This window comes from Veillonella parvula (assembly GCF_001553335.1).
Taxonomy (GTDB): Bacteria; Bacillota; Negativicutes; order Veillonellales; family Veillonellaceae; genus Veillonella; species Veillonella parvula_S.
On record NZ_KQ960791.1, the window covers coordinates 51,018 to 69,742 of the forward strand.

At 36.2% G+C, this 18,725-nt stretch carries 15 protein-coding genes, 1 tRNA gene and 3 pseudogenes; 17 read left to right on the forward strand and 2 right to left on the reverse strand.

The annotated features are described in order from the left end of the window. The first annotated feature begins 58 nt into the window (after positions 1 to 58). Both HMPREF1865_RS04140 and HMPREF1865_RS04145 read left to right on the forward strand, forming a co-directional pair. Positions 59 to 1,891 (forward strand): carbon starvation CstA family protein, encoded by a 1,833-nt coding sequence (locus HMPREF1865_RS04140; RefSeq protein WP_081094600.1) that lies wholly within the window; start codon positions 59 to 61, stop codon positions 1,889 to 1,891. A gap of 223 nt (positions 1,892 to 2,114) precedes the next feature. Next, the gene (locus tag HMPREF1865_RS04145) at positions 2,115 to 3,740 is read left to right on the forward strand and encodes a translocation/assembly module TamB domain-containing protein (RefSeq protein ID WP_060919279.1); all 1,626 of its coding nucleotides are present in this window, start codon (positions 2,115 to 2,117) and stop codon (positions 3,738 to 3,740) included. A gap of 167 nt (positions 3,741 to 3,907) precedes the next feature. Here HMPREF1865_RS04145 and HMPREF1865_RS04150 read toward each other — a convergent pair whose 3' ends face one another. After that, entirely contained in the window at positions 3,908 to 4,639 is a 732-nt protein-coding gene (locus HMPREF1865_RS04150) for a stalk domain-containing protein (protein WP_060919280.1), read from the reverse strand. 467 nt (positions 4,640 to 5,106) lie between these two features. On the opposite strand from HMPREF1865_RS04150, the gene HMPREF1865_RS04155 reads away from it, so the two are divergent. From HMPREF1865_RS04155 to HMPREF1865_RS04180, 6 genes and pseudogenes are all read left to right on the forward strand, one after another. After that, complete coding sequence (locus tag HMPREF1865_RS04155; protein ID WP_060919281.1) at positions 5,107 to 5,568, forward strand: hypothetical protein; 462 nt, start codon at positions 5,107 to 5,109, stop codon at positions 5,566 to 5,568. A gap of 156 nt (positions 5,569 to 5,724) precedes the next feature. Further along, positions 5,725 to 6,066, forward strand: a complete 342-nt coding sequence (locus HMPREF1865_RS04160; protein ID WP_060919282.1) for a hypothetical protein — start codon at positions 5,725 to 5,727, stop codon at positions 6,064 to 6,066. 23 nt (positions 6,067 to 6,089) lie between these two features. Next, complete coding sequence (locus tag HMPREF1865_RS04165; RefSeq protein ID WP_060919283.1) at positions 6,090 to 6,716, forward strand: hypothetical protein; 627 nt, start codon at positions 6,090 to 6,092, stop codon at positions 6,714 to 6,716. Continuing rightward, a complete protein-coding gene (locus HMPREF1865_RS04170; protein ID WP_060919284.1) occupies positions 6,716 to 7,057 on the forward strand; it encodes a hypothetical protein in 342 nt (113 codons plus the stop codon). The genes HMPREF1865_RS04165 and HMPREF1865_RS04170 overlap by 1 nt, the downstream gene beginning before the upstream one ends. A gap of 212 nt (positions 7,058 to 7,269) precedes the next feature. Further along, positions 7,270 to 8,375 (forward strand): annotated as a pseudogene (locus tag HMPREF1865_RS09730) (hemagglutinin repeat-containing protein); the annotation flags it as partial. A gap of 983 nt (positions 8,376 to 9,358) precedes the next feature. Continuing rightward, complete coding sequence (locus HMPREF1865_RS04180) at positions 9,359 to 9,895, forward strand: hypothetical protein (RefSeq protein ID WP_060919286.1); 537 nt, start codon at positions 9,359 to 9,361, stop codon at positions 9,893 to 9,895. A 144-nt stretch (positions 9,896 to 10,039) separates the two neighbouring features. Here the strand turns inward: HMPREF1865_RS04180 and HMPREF1865_RS09530 are convergent. Next, positions 10,040 to 10,210, reverse strand: a pseudogene (locus HMPREF1865_RS09530) (class II fumarate hydratase); the annotation flags it as partial. Between the two features lie 949 nt (positions 10,211 to 11,159). Between HMPREF1865_RS09530 and HMPREF1865_RS04190 the strand changes: the two are divergent. The 9 genes and pseudogenes from HMPREF1865_RS04190 (at position 11,160) to HMPREF1865_RS04230 (ending at position 18,460) form a co-directional block, all read left to right on the forward strand. Further along, positions 11,160 to 11,981 carry a hypothetical protein gene (locus HMPREF1865_RS04190; protein ID WP_133300042.1) on the forward strand — a complete coding sequence of 274 codons (822 nt, stop codon included), beginning with the start codon at positions 11,160 to 11,162 and terminating at the stop codon, positions 11,979 to 11,981. A gap of 91 nt (positions 11,982 to 12,072) precedes the next feature. Beyond that, a complete protein-coding gene (gene queF, locus HMPREF1865_RS04195; protein WP_060919289.1) occupies positions 12,073 to 12,570 on the forward strand; it encodes a preQ(1) synthase in 498 nt (165 codons plus the stop codon). Between the two features lies 1 nt (position 12,571). After that, positions 12,572 to 13,432 carry a hypothetical protein gene (locus HMPREF1865_RS04200; protein WP_060919290.1) on the forward strand — a complete coding sequence of 287 codons (861 nt, stop codon included), beginning with the start codon at positions 12,572 to 12,574 and terminating at the stop codon, positions 13,430 to 13,432. Positions 13,433 to 13,646: 214 nt separating this feature from the next. Continuing rightward, positions 13,647 to 14,561, forward strand: coding sequence for a cysteine synthase A (gene cysK, locus HMPREF1865_RS04205; RefSeq protein WP_060919291.1), 915 nt, complete (start codon positions 13,647 to 13,649; stop codon positions 14,559 to 14,561). 139 nt (positions 14,562 to 14,700) lie between these two features. Then, positions 14,701 to 15,312 (forward strand): serine O-acetyltransferase EpsC, encoded by a 612-nt coding sequence (epsC, locus tag HMPREF1865_RS04210; RefSeq protein WP_060919292.1) that lies wholly within the window; start codon positions 14,701 to 14,703, stop codon positions 15,310 to 15,312. 333 nt (positions 15,313 to 15,645) lie between these two features. Beyond that, positions 15,646 to 16,080: a Dps family protein gene (locus HMPREF1865_RS04215; RefSeq protein ID WP_060919293.1), complete on the forward strand. Its 435-nt coding sequence runs from the start codon at positions 15,646 to 15,648 to the stop codon at positions 16,078 to 16,080. Positions 16,081 to 16,130: 50 nt separating this feature from the next. Further along, positions 16,131 to 16,221, forward strand: a tRNA-Ser gene (locus HMPREF1865_RS04220). A gap of 210 nt (positions 16,222 to 16,431) precedes the next feature. After that, positions 16,432 to 17,181 (forward strand): hypothetical protein, encoded by a 750-nt coding sequence (locus HMPREF1865_RS04225; protein WP_060919294.1) that lies wholly within the window; start codon positions 16,432 to 16,434, stop codon positions 17,179 to 17,181. 19 nt (positions 17,182 to 17,200) lie between these two features. Next, positions 17,201 to 18,460, forward strand: a pseudogene (locus HMPREF1865_RS04230) (Nramp family divalent metal transporter). Positions 18,461 to 18,725 lie beyond the last annotated feature (265 nt).

The following is an 18,725-nucleotide window of genomic DNA, read 5'->3' on the forward strand; positions in this document are numbered from 1 at the left end:
TAAGTTTTATCAGTAATATTCATATACTCCATGTCACGGGATTACTGGAGGTGTTTATATGGTTATGAATGGTATTTACTTAGTTATTGCCTCCGCGTGTATTCTAATTTTAGCGTACCGCTTTTATGGGGCTTTCATAGCGGCTAAGGTACTGACATTGGATCAATATCGTCCAACGCCAGCTATGGTTCACAATGATGGTCACGATTACGTGCCAACCAACAAATGGGTAACCTTTGGTCATCACTTTGCAGCAATTGCTGGTGCAGGGCCACTTGTAGGTCCTGTTATCGCAGCACAGTTTGGATATTTGCCTGGGGCATTATGGATCCTAATTGGTTCCGTATTAGCCGGTGCTGTACATGATATGGTTATCTTGTTTGCTTCCGTTCGTTATGATGGTAAATCGATTGCGGATATTGCTCGCGAAGAAATCAGTAAACTTGCTGGTTTTGGTGCTATGCTCGCTACCTTATTCCTATTGATCATTACCCTTGCTGGTATGGCTGTAGTAGTAGCTAATGCATTGCATAACTCTCCTTGGGGATTCTTCTCCGTATTTGCTACCATTCCAATCGCTATTTTTATTGGTATTTATTTGAAATGGTTGCGTCCTGGTAAAATTCAAGAGGCGACTATTATTGGGGTAGCCTTAATCTTCGCAGCCATCATCTACGGTCCAAATGTAGCAGCTAGCGAATATGCATCTTGGTTCACATACGACTTGCAAACCATTGAAATTATGCTTGCTGTGTATGGTTTCTTCGCAGCTGCATTGCCAGTATGGTTGTTACTTGCTCCTCGTGACTATTTGTCCACATACCTTAAAATCGGTACAATCGGCGCATTGGCACTTGGTATTATCATTGTAATGCCTGAAATTCAAATGCCAGCTGTAACTCCTTACATCTGGGGCGGCGGTCCTGTATTGAAAGGTTCCGTATTCCCTTACATCTTCATTACTATCGCATGTGGTGCGTTATCTGGCTTCCATACTGTTATTGCTACTGGTACAACACCTAAAATGCTTACTAATGAAAAAGAAATTTTACCTATCGGTTATGGTGCGATGTTAACAGAAGGCTTCATCGCTATGATGGCGTTGATTGCTGCCACTGCATTGCATCCAGATGATTACTTTGCGATTAACTCCACAGTTGAGTCTTTCAAAGCTTTAGGCCTTAAAGTTCATGAATTACCTGCATTGTCTGCAATGGTTGGTGAAGACTTGATGCACCGTCCTGGTGGTGCCGTATCCCTTGCAGTAGGTATGGCTCATATATTCTCCAGATTGCCTAATATGGATCACTTGATGGGTTACTGGTATCACTTCTGTATCATGTTCGAAGCATTGTTCATCATGACATTGATCGATGCTGGTACTCGTGTAGGTCGTTACTTACTTCAAGAATTATTAGGTCATTTCCATCCTAAATTCAACGACCAACACTGGGCTCCTGGTGTGTATGGTTGTGCCGCTTTAATTTGTATCTTGTGGGGCTACCTAGTTCTACAAGGTAACATCGGTATTATCTGGCCTCTATTCGGTGTATCGAACCAATTATTAGGTACTATGACATTGGCTGTAGGTACTACAGTTATCATGAGACTTGGCCGCAAACGCTATGCATGGGTAACAGGTATTCCTTGTATCTTAATGGCTATCGTGGCTATCGCTGCAGACTATGAAAATGTATTCTACAGCTATATTCCTGCTGGTAAATGGATTCTAGTAGCATTTAGTGCTGCTATGTTCCTTATGATCCTTATCGTATTAATTGAAGCTGTACGTAGCTGGATTCGCTTGTCTAGCATTCCTCAAGACTATCGGACTCAAGCTGAAATCGAAGCTGAAAGCCTTGTAAAATACGGTAAAGAAGTAAAAGCATAATATTGATTATTGCAATATATAAAGTGCACTCACATTTGTGAGTGCACTTTTAATTTATAAATTTTCTGCTTTTTTTATAAAATAGTTAGGTAATGGCGTCTTGTATGCAGAGTTTTCTGTGAGCAAGGCGCTTTTTGTATGGAAAAGAGTTTCTTATGGTCAATATGATTGATACAGTTAACACCGCATGGGTATTGTTATTTGAACATGTTATAATAGGACTATGAAACATTATATACGTTCTTATTGGACAAAATATAAACAATTGTATAAGAAAGGCCTAAAAGGCATTGCTGCCTTTCTTGCCATTGGAGCGATTATAGTCTTTGTACTAGCAACCATTGCTAGTCGTGGAATGGGCGTTATTTTTAATGAGGTTATGGCTCGACAAACTATGATGCGTGGCACGGTTACTGTTGAAAGTTTATCTGCTACACCGTGGGGGACTTTGACTTTTACAGGCCTTGTTTGGAAGGACCCAGAAGGGCATGAGTTGCTCAATGCACCGAGCGGGAAGGTCCGCGTTAATATGTGGGATGTGGTGACACGTAATTTTAAGTCCTCTGCTATCGAGGGCATTGAATTAGATGATGCGGTTGTAGTCGTTGATTTAGACGATAATAATCGGTTAGATTTCGCGCCCATATCTCCAGATGTACATAAACCAATTAACGAGATAGAACCCCGTTCGAAAGCACCTAGAAAGACTACACAAGAACGGCAAGAGGAACTAGGTAAGGAAGTACGTAACTTCAATTGGGAGGGACAACATTTAGATCTTAAGATTAGACTTAGAAATAGTCAGTTAGAGGTCTTTAACAGAAATCGCCATTATGTGATAAAGGATGTAAACGCTAGAATTGATCTTGATAGTAAGAGGGCCATTCGTATCGATATGGAAACGGGCAAATTTGGGGGCACCGCCATAGGAGATGGTTTCGTTTTGAAAGGTCGCATAGACTTAAAAGATGTTTTAAAACATCGCATGCCTCAACTGGATTTACAATTTGATGTGAAAGGGGTGGATCCGTCATCTCTAGGCTTTGGTGAGAATATTCATGACGCCATGACCTTGCTTACAAAGGTAACAGGTGATTTTAATCGTCCTTTTGCTAAAGGTCGGGTAACGATGCCTATTTTGCGAATTCCTGCGCTCACCTTTGATAATGTGGTGGGAGATGTGACGTATCAAGATGGTATTCTGAATTTTGAAAACGTTAGCGCTAATGTATACAGTGGTAAATTAGAGGCTAAAGGTGTATATAATTTGGACACTCGCGCCTATACAATTACTGGTGTAGCAAAAGATCTAGATAGTAGTGTGGCCCTTAAAGCACCAGAGTTTCTCGTGCCTGTATCGGCAAATTTGAACTTTAAAAGCGAAGGTAAACCTCGCGATATGGAGGTGTGGGGGAACTTCTGGTCGGGTGAAGGTCATTATATGCTGATACCGATTCAAAGTATTACGGGTAACTTTCACAATAAGGGGCGTCATCTATCCTTTAATGATGTGAAAGTAAATACAAAATTCACCACTATTTCTACGGATGCCCTACGTATCGATGAAGGACAACTCACGATGGGACCTCTTAATATTACGTCCCACGGGGGCAGTAATTTTATTCTTTATGATGAGTCATTTGATGAAATTGATGAAAATATGACTCGCATTAAAGACGATATGAAACAAGCCAGGGAAAATAGTAGACGTGCCTCTGACTCTGCAAAAGGTATCGACAAATCTGGCCTTACAGTGCCGGACATAAATGAATCCATGAAGGATCTGAAGCGGAGTATGGATACGGCAAAAGATAGCTTAGATAATCTGTCAAAAAACAGTAAGCAATAAACTGTATTGAGCCGTAAAAGGTAAGAAGAAACAATAAAGTAACAATATAAAGTAACAAAAACAATAAACTAGCAAAAATCAAAAAAGAAGGCAATTCATCATGGTGATGAGTTGCCTTCTTTAAGTTATAAGGTGCTAAATTATATGTAGCTATACGAAAGATTTTATTATCTGTTTAATCCGTTAGAGCGTACATATTCGGTATTTTCTGTGTCTTTGGCATCTGTTTTGGTGTTAGTTCGTTTTACCGTAATAAGAGGTTTCTTTTCTTTGGTTTCCTCTTCTTCGTATGGAATTACTTTATCTCCTTGATCCGGTAAAAATGTTTCGATACCGTTTCGTTTGCCTTTTTGCGTGTTTGAATCAGTGGCTAATTGACTTTGTTGTGGAACGATATAGATTTCGTCTTTATTGATGGTTACATCATTTAGCAAGAGTTTGAATGCGTTCGGACTTACATATAGAATTCCGTCTACCATACGTGCTGCAGGAAGTAAAGATTCGGATGTATCAAGGTTGATGATTTGCAGTTTACCCTTGCGCACGACTTGTTTAGAGTCTAGTTGTACCGCTAAGGTAGCAATATTCATATCGATTAATGCCGTTTTTGTAGGGGTATCCCAAGATACTTTATAACCTAATGCTTCCGACACTTGACGTAACGCTACGAGTGGCTGACCGTCAACATAGATAACATTTGGTTTATTATCTATGGGCTCCAATAATAGGCCATCTACATTGATGTAATGCTGTGTCGTTACTGATGCAGGTCTTTTTAAACTCTGCGTCGGTGCAGGTGTATCCATACCGACTGCTGCCTGTGCAGGCTGTACCACTCCGCTTGTGAAAGCCAGCGCTCCTAAGGCTATACCGGATACAATAAGTTGTTTTAATTTCATGGTAACCTCCATTGTGTATAAAACGTCACGATAAATCATAATTGGTACTATAACATGGATATATGAATATTATATTATGAATTTTAATTTTATAAAACTGATAAAGGAGAAGGAGTAAATTTATCGATTTTATACCTAGGCTTGATTGTAAAATATATTTATACTTTACAACAAAACTTTAATTATGCTATTCTGAGGAAACATGATTAATAGTATTGGTGTTCATATGCAGGAAATGAGGACTGTGACTAACTCTCGTGTTCAAATTGATTTTAAATTTGATAAGTTAAGAATAGTATGATTTTTTGATAATTTATTTCTTACATCCTGAGAATAGTGTGAAGTTTAGGCTTGATAGTAGGAAACGTATATGTTCTGTTGGGCTTGTATTTAGTTAAATGGTTCAGATAAAAAACTTTAAGGGGTATCTATGAAGAGGATCGAGGTAATATGTAGTGAAAATAATAATGAAATTAAAACGTTATATCATTTTTATACTATTATGTATCGGGATATGTTTAATCTTAAATCCAGTAGAACGAATATATGTTTTTATCTTTGCGGAGCGCTATGCTACGGAATGCTTTGAAGGATTAAAGATTCAAATTTTAAATAATGGAAACGTAATTTATAAAGATAGTCTTTTTGATGAACCGCTTGTTATATTTGAAAAAGTATTATGCTATCGTGAAGATGATGATAAAATTATTTTTTGTAAATATAACTATTTGTTTAATGGAACATTCAACTATAAATATTTAGTCTATCACAAATTTGATTCATCATTTAGCACATATTATTCGGAGGGCCCTTATTTACATACTGATTATGGATTTAAGTTGAAGTATTCTGATGATCGTTATTATGATGATGATAATTATGCCATTACAGTTCCCAGTAAATGGGTTTTGCTAACGCCATGGCATTAGTATGAATTACAGTATTTAAATAGGCTCTATAATAAGTGTTGGAGGTCTTGCTGCTGGTCTTGCAGGTGCTTTTGTTATTGGTATTACTGGAGCAACACTTGGCGATTGCGTTAAAGATGAAATTAAATTTAATTTAAAAAAGGATGTAGATAAGTAATGTATCAAGATTTGATTATAATATTGGGGATTATATTTCTCGTATACAAACTTATTACACATGAAGGTAAGCTTAGTTTAGCTAGAATTATTGCAACGGTTTCTATTATTGTCGGTTGTGGATTAGTATTGCTGAGTAAACTGATATCTCCATTTGTTTTACTATTTTGGTGGCTAATTTGTCTCGGTATTTCTTTAATAGGAATGTATTTTGTGCCAAGTAGTGAGAATTATGATGAGGATAAAGCCCAAAAGCATCAAAAGCTATATAAAGGGGCTTTATACTCCTGGATATTTATGATAACTTTATATATTTTTCTATATATTTTGATTTATTATTAGCTATATCCTTGTTATTGAGGGTAGTGTCAATAATTTTGTGTAAATTATATTCTTTAATAAGAAACCATATTCATCAATATAAAGAAAAAATAGGTGCTGTTAATCCCACATATGGATTTATATATAACTATTATAGATCTGATGGAAGAGAAGTAATTGATATTATAATTAAAAGAACAAAAGAGTATAAAGCTGGTTCGTTTGATAAACCGAAGTTCTTGTCTTTTAATCATAGTGAAATACTAAAAAATTCTAATAATTCAGAATTTGTTTGGACTAAGGAGGCTTTAGGAAAGTCAGTTGCTCAAAATGTATTATCAGAGGTGGGAAATCAACCATGGGTTGGATATGTGCATTATGCAGAGAACGCATCAAAATTTACTCGAACTGTAGCGAAAGTTGGAGGGCCTGTTTTAATAGGTTACTTACTTTACGATATGCAAAATGATTACCAAATGTACAGTGGTCGAGAACTAGCTAAAGCTTGGGGCGCGGATTTACTTCCTGTAGTTTTCGGATTGGGTGGAGGTGTTGCTGGCAGTGCTGGTGGACCAGCAGGTTCTTTTGTCGTTGGTGTTACTTTGGCGACAACGGGAGACTATTATAAAGATAAGATTAAGTCTAATTTGAAAAAGGATGTAGTTAAGTAATGTCTCGAGATTTGATTATAATATTGGGGATTATATTTCTCATATACAAACTTATTACTCATAAAGGTAAGCTTACTTTAGCTAGAATTATTACATTTTTAGGCCTTGCAATGGGAAGCGGAATAGCTTTGCTTCATGAATTTGCCCCAGTATTTGTATTATTTTTTCTGACAATAGTTTGCATGGGAATTTCTTTGGTTGGGATGTATTTCATGCTTAAGAATGACGAGTTTGAAAGTGATAAAGTAGAGAAATATCAGTCCAATTTTAAAGTAGGCGTATATACTTGGTTATTTCTAGTCGCTTTATACATATATTTATATGTTTTAACCTATTATTAGATACTTTGATAATGTATATAGTAGGATTTTATTGATTAATATGTAACTCTAATATAAGGTATATAAACATAAAAAGGACGCTATAGTCTAATCTTCAGTAGTATATACAGAATGGTTTAGAACTATAGCGTCTTTTTATTTAATCGCTCATTTGAGGTCTGCGTGGATGTTACAGATAAGTCATAGAGCTGAAAGAGAGTTTATTTCATGCGAACATTAAAGCTGTTGGTGAAGCAATTTCAGGTAAATCAGTCAAATTAGTGGCTTCTAATGATGTATCTTTACAAGCGGCAACGAATACAAGTGAAAAGCTTGAAAATGCTAAGAGTAAAGGCTAGTCTGTTGGGGCTAATATTAGTGTTGCTGGTGGCGGTATACTTGGTTTTGATGCAAGTGCTAATGCTGCAAAACAAAAGGGTAATACAAAGGTAACAACACATACTGGTACTACTGTTGTAGGTACGGATGCTGTTAATATTACATCAGGAAAGGATACCTATATCAGTGGCTCCAAGGTAATTGGTAAATCTGTAACAACCGACGTAGGTGGAAATCTTTCTATTGAAAGCTTACAAGATACAAAGACATATGTAGGTGAAAGCTCTAATAAAGGGTTTAGTATATCTACAAATGCGGGTTCTCTAAGTAATGTATCTATGAGCTCAAGCAAAGGTAAAATGAAAAGTGATTATGCAAGTGTTACTGATCAAGCGGGGATATATGCAGGTGATGGTGGCTTTGTAATTTTAAGAACCTTAGTAAAGCAGGAAAAGATGCTGTGTGGAACACATTAGGCACATTACCTAATCTGTTACCAGACTCTAGCAAATCTACTTCTACTACTACAAAATCTGCTATTTCAAATGGTACAATAGAAGTACGAGATGCTGGCTTTAATATGCAAACACTGTCTCGAGATACAAAAGATAGCTTGAATAAGCTTGATGAAATCTTTGATAAAAAGAAAATTGAAGAACGTCAAGAATTATCTAAGTTATTTGCAAAAGAAGCCTTTGAACAATTACATAATTGGAATCCAATCTCTAAAGAAGGTAAAGCCGCAAAAGCAATAGCCCATGGTGTAGTCGCTGAAGTATCTGCTCGTATGGCAGGGAATAAACCGGGTAGTGGGTTTTATGCTGGAGCTACCAATGAAGCATTAATTGGAGAGATTCAAAAAATTGCAAAAGAAAAACCTGATGTAGCTCAAACATTAAGTGCTTTATTAGGTGCTGCTGTAAATGGTAGCTTAGGCTATTCCCCTGTGACAGGTGCAGCTGAAGCACAATATGGGACTAAATGGAATCAATATTTAACAACAAATCCAGATACAATATATTTGGCAAAAAAATATTTAAAGAAAAAGAATGGAGAAAGTTTAAGTGAGCGTGAAGTAATATTCCTTTTGGAGAATTTAAGGAGTATAGCTGAAAAAGATAGTGATAAAGCCAAATCTTGGGAGATAATGTCAGAATCATATTGGGATTTATCTCATTGGGAGGATTTTCTTATTTCATATGGCAATTTATCCTATCAAAGTATCTCTGACTTTGAACATCATTATAGTTTATTGAAGGATGAACAAATTAGATTACAAAAAGAGTTAGTCAAACAAGGGTATGTGTTTACTGATGTTGTACCGGTTAAAGCTATTTATGTTGATGAAGATAGGAGAGCCTTGGATGAAGCAATAAGATTAGAGAAGGAAAAGGATATTGATATTAATAAAGAAAGAGATGTTAATAAACGTCAGAATATAATTTACTACACAGCAAAGGAAGCCGGGATGGCTTTTGAACGTAATGTACTTAAATCTAAATATCCTGTGTTAACAGTTTTTTTTGAAAAAATGAGAACTGGGAATGGTAGTATGGAAAAGTATAACTCGAAAAGTATTTTAGCAAAAACAATTGCGCAGTCAAATGGCATTAAAGATATTTTAGTTTCTTTGCGTGATGAGGATTTTGATAAGGATACAAATAGTGTTTTAAAACGTATTGATATTAATTTTGCTAAGACTGAAAAGGGTGGCGCCTGGTCTGATTTAGGGGCATCGGTAGGAAGAATGGCTGCTAGATTAAAAGTTATAAAGCATGGTGATTATTATGATGTCAAACTTTTAGGTTTCGATAGATCTAATTATGAATATAAAGAGGATGCTAGTGATATAAAAGATAAGTGGATTAGATGGGCCAATAATTTCTTTTATGATTTACAACAACAAGGTTTAATTACTCCGTTTTCTTTTGAGGTAACTTCTAATTTTTACTTCAATAAGTCTAATGGAAAGGTATATACTAAATGATAGTACTAAAATCTTTACTGAAAAGGATGGGTTATTTTGTAATTATATTTATTAGTATTGTAGCTATATATATAATTACCTATGTTGCTTCTACAACAACCTTTTTAGCTACCTCTAATTATGACTCTTCTCTTGGTAGGGAGGCTGGGTATCTTAATGATATGGATTATGATTTGTATGTTCCAGGAGAAATACTGACTGTTGAAGTTTATAATGATTATGAGATTGCATGTTTAACGTCTTTTGGTGCTATTTTTGTAAATGGTAATGAGGGGAGTATTCACTATCTTATTGAAGTCGATGATAGAGCCTCACTTTTAAAAGAAATTGCTTCTTATAAAGATAAAGCTAAGAAACGACAGGTTGTAGTGTATGATAGCAGTCAATCGTTAAGTGATAAAGAGAAAAAGCTCTATCAAAAGTTAATTGATAGAATTGATAAACGATTACCTACTTATGTTGACGTAAATCGAGAACCAAAATGGCTTCAAGTTCTAAGAAATATAACAGGTAATGATAAAAGCTTAATATAGTTGTTTCAATAAATCTAAAAAGGACGCTATAGTCTAATCTTCAGTCGTTATACTGATTGATTTAGAACTATAGCGTCCTTTTTTATTCCGTTCATTTGAGGTATGAGAGGATGTTACAGATATGTTATAAAGATGAGAGAGATTTTATTTCATGCGAACTGCTTCACCGAATTCGTCTTCGGTCATGAGTTTTTCTTCCAATATGATTTCTTTAATAGAGCAACCGCGTTTGTATGGTTCTTTTACTATCTTAGTACTCTTATCATAACCGATGTATGGTGTTAAGGATGTGGCAATCATGATGGATTGTTCTAATTTTTATTATATAAACTTATATAAATTTTGTGATATATTAGAATTAAAATTTTAGTTGTGTTGTAAACGAGTAGTTTTAATGATAGGAATACTCATATGTTATTTTTAAAAATTTATAATTATTTTGTGAGGGGCGTTGTACTTTTCTTTCTTATAATTATCCCTTTTACTATTGTTACAAATCCTGAAATGATCGAGGATGAAGTCGATTTTCATTTTTTTGTTACTCTATATATTGTAATCCTTTTGAGCTATGTGGTATGGACCTATATTTATAACTATTTAAGACGTAAAAGAGGTTAGCATTTGTGCATATTCATTTACCATTAGTTTTCGTAGTCATCTTTTACTCGGCAATTGTTCTCTATTGGATCATATATAAGATACTCTTAAGAAAAAAACTTTCACCATTACTAGTATCTTTAATTGCTAATTCTAATTATAGTTTTATTAAATTTATCTCTTGGGCGATAATTATTACATACCCATTCATGCTTTTTAGCATGTTTTATTTCTTAGATTACATAGCCGTGCCAATTGTTATGGCTTGGTTTTTACAACCTGTTTTAGTTGCAGCTACACTATTCAGGCAGTCATCACACAGTCGTTATTATGATTGGGCTAGAAAAAAACAGATGTATGTAGTGTGGATTGTATTCTTTTATTTATTAGCGGTTCTAGGTGTATTGAAATTTTATGATTTTTTGTAGCGTTTAAGTTGTAAAGAAAAAGTATATTCCCTTTATTGAGAATCAAGGGAGAAGTAGGAATGCCTGCTAACAATAAAAATTTTTTAAAAGCTATATTTTCATAAAGGTGTAGATGCTCACTTAGAAGTATTTGATAAAAATGGAAATCATTTAGGAGAAGCAGATCCTATAACTGGAGTGATTAGGGAGGGATCTCAAGACCGTAGCAAAAAACTTAGAAAGGATTTAAGGTAATGATTATGAAACCTATTAAGTCTTTATATAGTAGATATAACCAAAATGATATTTGTATGTTAGAACGAATAGGACCATATAGCATAATAAATAATAACCATCAAGGGATTATTGTATTGGACTCCTCATGGAATGAAGTGAAAAAAATTAAGGTAGATGAAAATCTATTTTTCCCTGAAGCCAGATATATAGATTACGTCAATAATAGGATACTTTTTAAGTTAGAAGCATTTCTGTGCTTAATTGATATTGAGAGTAGTTGGGTTAAACTAATAGAGCTTCCTAGTGATTTGCAAGATTTATGTTTTTCAGACTTACATTGTTTTGGCAAAGACTATATTATGATAGGTACGAGTAAGAATGTAGTATCTTTGGATTTAATTGACTTTAAAGTTACAGTGCTAGATCTTGATTCTGTTAATGAATATCCATTTAATGAGTATCGAAATAGATATAATGGAATAGTGACGTATTTTAGAAATCATAAATTAATTTGTCATGACTCTAAAAATATAATAATTGTAGATGGTACACGTGTTATTGAAATTCCAGATGTAGTTTCTATCAAATACTATCAACTAATGGCCTCTAATAGATATTTGTTAGCAATTGGTGAAAAACAGCTACAGCTTATTAATATAGAGAATGCTAGGGAAAGTAAATTAATCTCTTTTTCATTTCCATGTTATTGTGTTGGTGCAGATATATTGGAGGAACAGGATACAATCCATCTCTCTCTTTTATTACATAATGATTGGGAAGAGATTATGCGTGTGGAAGAATATGCTTTTACCTTTGATGAATTACATGAGGATGTTGTGCTATAAGTAATTCTTTATATGCTATAATTAAGTGTTACATGAATTATTTAATATATCTTAATTATAGAGTTATAGAGATTATAGAAAGAGGTTCTTTATGGCATCCGGCAGATCTGAAAAAGAGTTACAAGGGGTAACGATGTTAGGTCACAAGACCGATTATCCTACTGATTATGCACCACAGGTGTTAGAGGCGTTTGATAACAAGCACCCAGAGAATGATTACTTCGTTAAGTTTAATTGCCCTGAGTTTACTAGCTTGTGTCCTATGACAGGTCAACCAGACTTTGCCACAATCTATATTTCTTATGTTCCAGATAAGAAAATGGTAGAGTCCAAGTCTTTGAAGTTATATCTATTTAGTTTCCGCAATCACGGGGACTTTCACGAGGACTGCATCAACATCATCATGAAAGATCTCGTGAAGTTGATGGATCCTAAATATATCGAGGTGTGGGGCAAGTTTACGCCGCGCGGTGGTTTGTCCATCGATCCATACGCAAACTATGGCAAGCCTGGTACAGAGTGGGAAAAGACTGCAAAAGAGCGCCTTCATTTCCACGACATGCAGCCTGAGCGCGTAGCATACCGTTAATATGGCATACGAATATTTAACAATGGTCACATCCTTTATTACTTGTTTTATGATTGGTGTGACCTTGTCTTTACAACCTGCATCGATAATCGTAGGGACTCACACTCATTTAAGAGAACAAAGTAAATGGACTCGCTGGAACGGATATATCATTTTTGTGTTGCTCCTATTTGTGCTAGATATGCTTGTAACAAATGGTATATATATTGCGTTTCACGATGTGTATGGTAATCTCTTTAACATTGGTTATCTTGATTTCGATCTGATGGACATGTTCTTTAGTGAAAGCTTTCAAATAGGTGTTATTCTAGTCTTTTCGCTCATATTGTTTCAAGTATTAGGGCTCGTTGATTTAGCTCATGGAGAACGGGATTTATCCTTTTATTATGACCAGGTAGATGCGGGTAAACAGAAGTCATCTTGGATGGAGCAGTACATGTGGAGCCAAAGAGGATCTCTTGGAGCGAGCTTGGTGGGTTTGCTCTATATGCTGAAAATGACGATAAAAACAATGTGGCCTTATACCGTGTGCCTAGTGTGGTTTAAAATCCTAGCCATACTTGCAAATGCACTAGTATCACCAAGTATTAACCGAATTATGCATGTTAATAATGAAATGACTACCCTAATCATTTTCGACCCATACATTATCACCTATACAGTTGCTGGTTTCTTATGGGGTCATGTAGCGTTACATCATGATATAACTAAAGTATCGCACTTAGCTAGTAGCATGGCTATATCTCTTATCCCTCGTCTTACAGTCTTGGTAGGAGCAATTTTCTTTATTGGATTGGCCCTCATCATTATAATGGTACCCATCACATGGGATGGGGTACTTGACGCACTTATAAAAAAATAGATAAAGCTAGTTATTTCCTGTATTTTTAGGGTTTTAAAAGTCGTTCTCATTCTCTTGACAATGAAATGATTCAAATGTTAGAGTATGGTTGTATTAATTGGAATACATAAACGGTTATATCCCGTATATGGTGAATAACAAGGTGCAATATAAAATCGTCCTTGGGATGTTCCTAAGGACGATTTTTATCATCTATCGCTAGAGGGAGAATTAGATGAGTATAGTAACAAACCAAACAACTGAACTTATTGGTAAAACACCGATATATCAATTGCCAAATACCAATATTTATGTAAAGCTTGAAAAATATAATGTAGGTGGTTCTGTAAAAGACCGTGCCGTTCTCGGTATGTTACAGGCTGCAAGAGAGCAAGGTCGCATCCATGAGGATAGCATCATTGTAGAAGCCACAAGTGGTAATACGGGGATCGCTCTTGCTATGGTAGGTGCTATTCTACATATTAAAACAGTGATTATCATGCCTGAAAGTATGAGTAAAGAACGCCGTGAGCTTATTAAGGCGTATGGGGCGCAGCTCATCTTAACGCCAAAAGAAACGGGCATGAAGGGGGCTCTTGAGCGGGCCAATGAAATTTTAGAGAAGTATCCAAATGCTTTCACCTTGGGGCAATTCGTAAATTCTGCAAACCCAGATATGCATTACCGCACGACGGGTACTGAAATTGTAGAACAAGTACCAAATGTCGATGTATTTGTAGCGGGTATCGGTACAGGTGGTACTTTCACAGGCGTTACAAGACGATTGAAAGAACATAATCCTAATCTAAAAGCCATTGCTGTAGAGCCAACGGGATCTCCTGCTATTACCGAAGGTAAGGGCGGTCCTCACAAAATTCAAGGTATTGGTGCTGGTTTCATTCCTGAAAACTTTGACCAAACATTGATGGATGGCGTGCAAACTGTAAGTGACGAAGAAGCTTTTAGCGAGGTGCAAACCTTTATGCGTGAAAGTGGTATTTCTATTGGCCTTTCCGCGGGGGCGGCCATTGTAGCGGCAAAACGCATGGCTCGTGAGTTACCTAAGGCGAACATCGTTGTTATTGCACCTGATGGAGTAGAGAAATATTTATCCCTCTTGGACTTCGGCAATAATGAATACGTGAAGTAATCGATTTCGAATAGATGAACTAATAGTTTTATATCGATAAAATGCCTTATATATAGGAATATAGACCAAACATGTTGTATACTATATATATCTATTATATGAGTAGAATGAGAGTAGAGTAATTTGAGATGGAGTCACTATGATGCAAGGTTTGCGTGAATTATGGGGCAAAATTCAATATAATATTAAGCGCGTAATGGATTCTGACCCAGCTGCCACAAGTGTGTGGATGGTTATATGGACATATCCGCATATTACGGCGCTGTTCTGGCATTTCTTTGCCCATCGCCTTTATAAGGCGGGGTGGCCGACCTTGGCTCGCCGTGTAGCACTACATTCTCGTCATGTGACGGGTATCGAAATCCATCCAGGTGCAACAATCGGTCGTGGTTTATTTATCGACCACGGTATGGGCGTTGTTATTGGTGAAACGGCTATTGTAGGGGATAATGTAACCTTGTTCCATCAAGTGACTTTAGGTGGTATGTCCTCTAAAAAGGTTAAACGTCATCCGACCATTGAAGATGAAGTACTCATCGGTACAGGTACAAAGATTCTTGGGGATATTACGATTGGAGCTCGCACGAAAATCGGTTGTAATCTCGTTATTAAACATGACATTCCTAAAGATATGGTAATCTTTGAAACGGATCCAGAGAATATGTATGTCCGTAAACCTCGTCGCAATGCGAATGCTGCAGAAGCAGAGGAGAAGAAGATTCCTGATAATTACATAGAATACTATATTTAATATAGAACTATATAAACCTCTAACTATTAGATTAACTAGTAGTTAGAGGTTTTTTATGATTCGAAGAAACATGATTCTGTGATTTATTGGATTTAGATTTGGTATCCATTGGGTATATGTTTGAATTAGTATGGTTATGATGTTTTTATTAAACTTTTATACAAAAATATCTATTCATATATTGACATGGAAAATCATTATTGGTAAAATATAAACATAATCAATATTGATTATAAATTAAATAAACGAATTGATGGCATAGAAGCCAACTGAGTTTGTTCTGCTTTTAGAATGAACTGTAATTGAGAATTAAATGATAAAAGGAGTATTATTATGAAAAACGTACAACAAGTAAATCAATATTTAGCAGATCTTTCCGTGTGGAATGTAAAATTACATAATTTACACTTCAATGTAACTGGTCCGCAATTCAAATCCATCCATGAATACTTGGAATCCATCTATGATGAAGCATTTGAATATTTTGATGCAGTAGCAGAACATGTAAAAATGCAAGGTCAATTCCCATTGGTAAATTCCGGAGAATACGCAAAATTGACTAAAATCGAAGAACTTGGTCAAGAAGATATCCCTCAAGCAAAGGTAATTGATATTCTTCTTAAAGATTTTAAATATATGAAAGATCAAGCTGTAGCGATTCGTGCAGCAGCTGATGAAGAAGATAATTTCTTGCTCGTGAGCATGATGGAAGATCACGTTGCATACTATGTAAAACAAATCTGGTTCATCGAATCCATGTTGAAATAAGACAATTGACAATGCCTTATTGGGTATGATATGATTACTCAGTAAAGCATGGAGGATTACTCAAGAGGCTGAAGAGGACGGTTTGCTAAATCGTTAGGGCGGGTTACCGTCGCTAGGGTTCGAATCCCTAATCCTCCGCCATGTAAAGACCTCACATCACCCGATGTGAGGTCTTTTTGTATAATATATTAATTTATTATATTATTTATATAGGCCTAATTTGTGAGGATTCGAGTGAGTCCAAGGCCTTATTAGTATTGAATGACACAGGTGTGTAAGGGTATAGAGTTGACGTATGTCTAGGGGTTTCATATAATAGATTGTATAAAATGTAATTTCAAGGAGACTCTTATGAATACAAAACATACACGTCAAATGAATCGTATCCGTCGAGCCTTAGGCATTGGTGCATTATGCCTTGTTGCGTCTGTTGGGGTTAGTCATGCTGAAAGTATTGCTATCCCAAGTGCACGTCCTATGGTGGATGGCGTAAGTGCTGATGTAGAGACTGTTAGTAGTTCTAGTAAAGGACAACAGCATGTGAACTCAGATGTTATTACGCCTAATGATTGGACATATACAGCGTTACAAAGGCTCATTAAACATGGTGCTATTACAGATACCCACGGGTTTACTTTTGATGGTGCTAGCTACACAAAGGATGAGCTTATGCCGCTTATCGATGAGGTAGTCACAAAACGTGAGCAAATGAACGACAATGATCGAGAATATGCATTGCGTATTTACCAAGAAAATATGCGTGATGTAATGGATTACCGTATTGCTCGCGATAAAAAAGTTACTGACGAGCGCCGTCAAAAACTAGATGAAAAGCGTGCTGAAAAGGCTAAAAAATCTGGTAAGACGTATCAAGTATCCAAGGATCAACAAGAGGCTCTTGATAAGGCTGGTGATGAAGTAGCAAAACCGAAAGAACGCGCTTTAACAGATGAACAAATCAAAGAAAAAATGAAGAAATTCAAAATTGATGATTCTCGCGTTAAGGTAAATAATGAAGTGCGTATTCGTTACACTGATTCCAAGGATAAAAAGTCCAAAACAGATGCTCGTATGCAGACGGAGATGACGTTCACTCTATAACTCTTAGTAAGGGGTTATAATGATTGATTTTTTTAAGAAACAGTTGTTTACTGCCCATCAAAACGGTAAGCAGCAGGTAAGTGAGGTCTTTAAATATATAGGACCTGGTATAATCGTAACCGTTGGATTTATCGACCCGGGAAATTGGGCCGCCAACTTGGCAGCTGGCGCCAGTTACGGTTATGAATTGCTGTGGGTAGTCACACTATCGACGATTATGCTCATTTTATTACAGCATAATGTGGCACATTTAGGCATTGTACGCGGTCAATGCTTGTCGGAATGTGCCTATGAGTTTTTACCGCGTTATGCATCTTGCTTTGTGCTTAGCACGGCAGGAATTGCGGCGGCAGCGACGGCCTTGGCTGAGTTTATTGGCGCCGCTATCGCCTTGAAGATGCTCTTTGGTATTCCTATCTTGATAGGCAGCATTTTGACGGCTCTTATCTGTACGGTCATGCTCATTACGAACTCCTATCGTAAATTAGAGCGAATCATTGCTGGATTTGTATCCCTCATCGCATTGGCGTACCTCGTTGAGGTAAATATGGTCAACGTAGATTGGGCAACGGCTGGTATCGGTTGGGTGGACCCTAATATTCCTAATGAATCGATGCTCGTTATTTTGAGTATATTAGGGGCCGTAATTATGCCTCATAACTTGTTTTTACACTCTGAAATCATCCAAAGTCGCCAGTTTAATACACAAGACCCAGCGATTATGAAACGGCAGTTGCGCTATGAATTCCTCGATACTTTGTTATCTATGGGGATTGGGTGGATGATTAACTCCGCCATGATTATATTGGCGGCGGCTGTTTTCTTTGCTCATGGAATTGAAGTAACAGAGCTTGAACAGGCTGAGGAGTTGTTGCGACCACTCATTGGACCGGCAGCGGGTATTATTTTTGCGATAGCATTGTTATTTGCAGGTTTTGCCTCATCTGCTACGGCAGGTATGGCAGGGGCAAGTATCTTTGCAGGAATGTTTAGCGAGTCTTAGGATATGAAAGACTTCCATACGCGATTAGGCTTGGCACTAACATATGTTCCAGCATTATTATTGATCGTGTTTATTACAGATTCCTTCCAAGCATTATTGTTCTCTCAAATGTTCTTGAGCTTGCAATTACCTATCACCATATTCTTGCAATTTTACATGACAAGCAGCCGCAAGGTCATGGGAGAATACGCGAACCGTAAATTTACAAATATTCTCTTATGGGGCATAGGTATCATCGTTACAATCATGAATATCTACTTATTGATTGTAGGCTAAGAGCATATTCTTTGTTAGTTACCAAAAGGTTTATTATAAAATCATAATTAGAATACAGCATTAGAGTACAATATTAGAGTATAATATTAGAGTACAACATTAGAATACAAAGGACCGCTATGGCGGTCCTTTTGTCATGTTGCTAACGTATCTATTATGTGAAACGCGTATCTTTGAATACCCAAGAGGGGTATAAAATATGTTACAATTAAAAATAGTATAATTAAGAAAAATATTTTTAAGAATAATATTTTTAAGAATAATA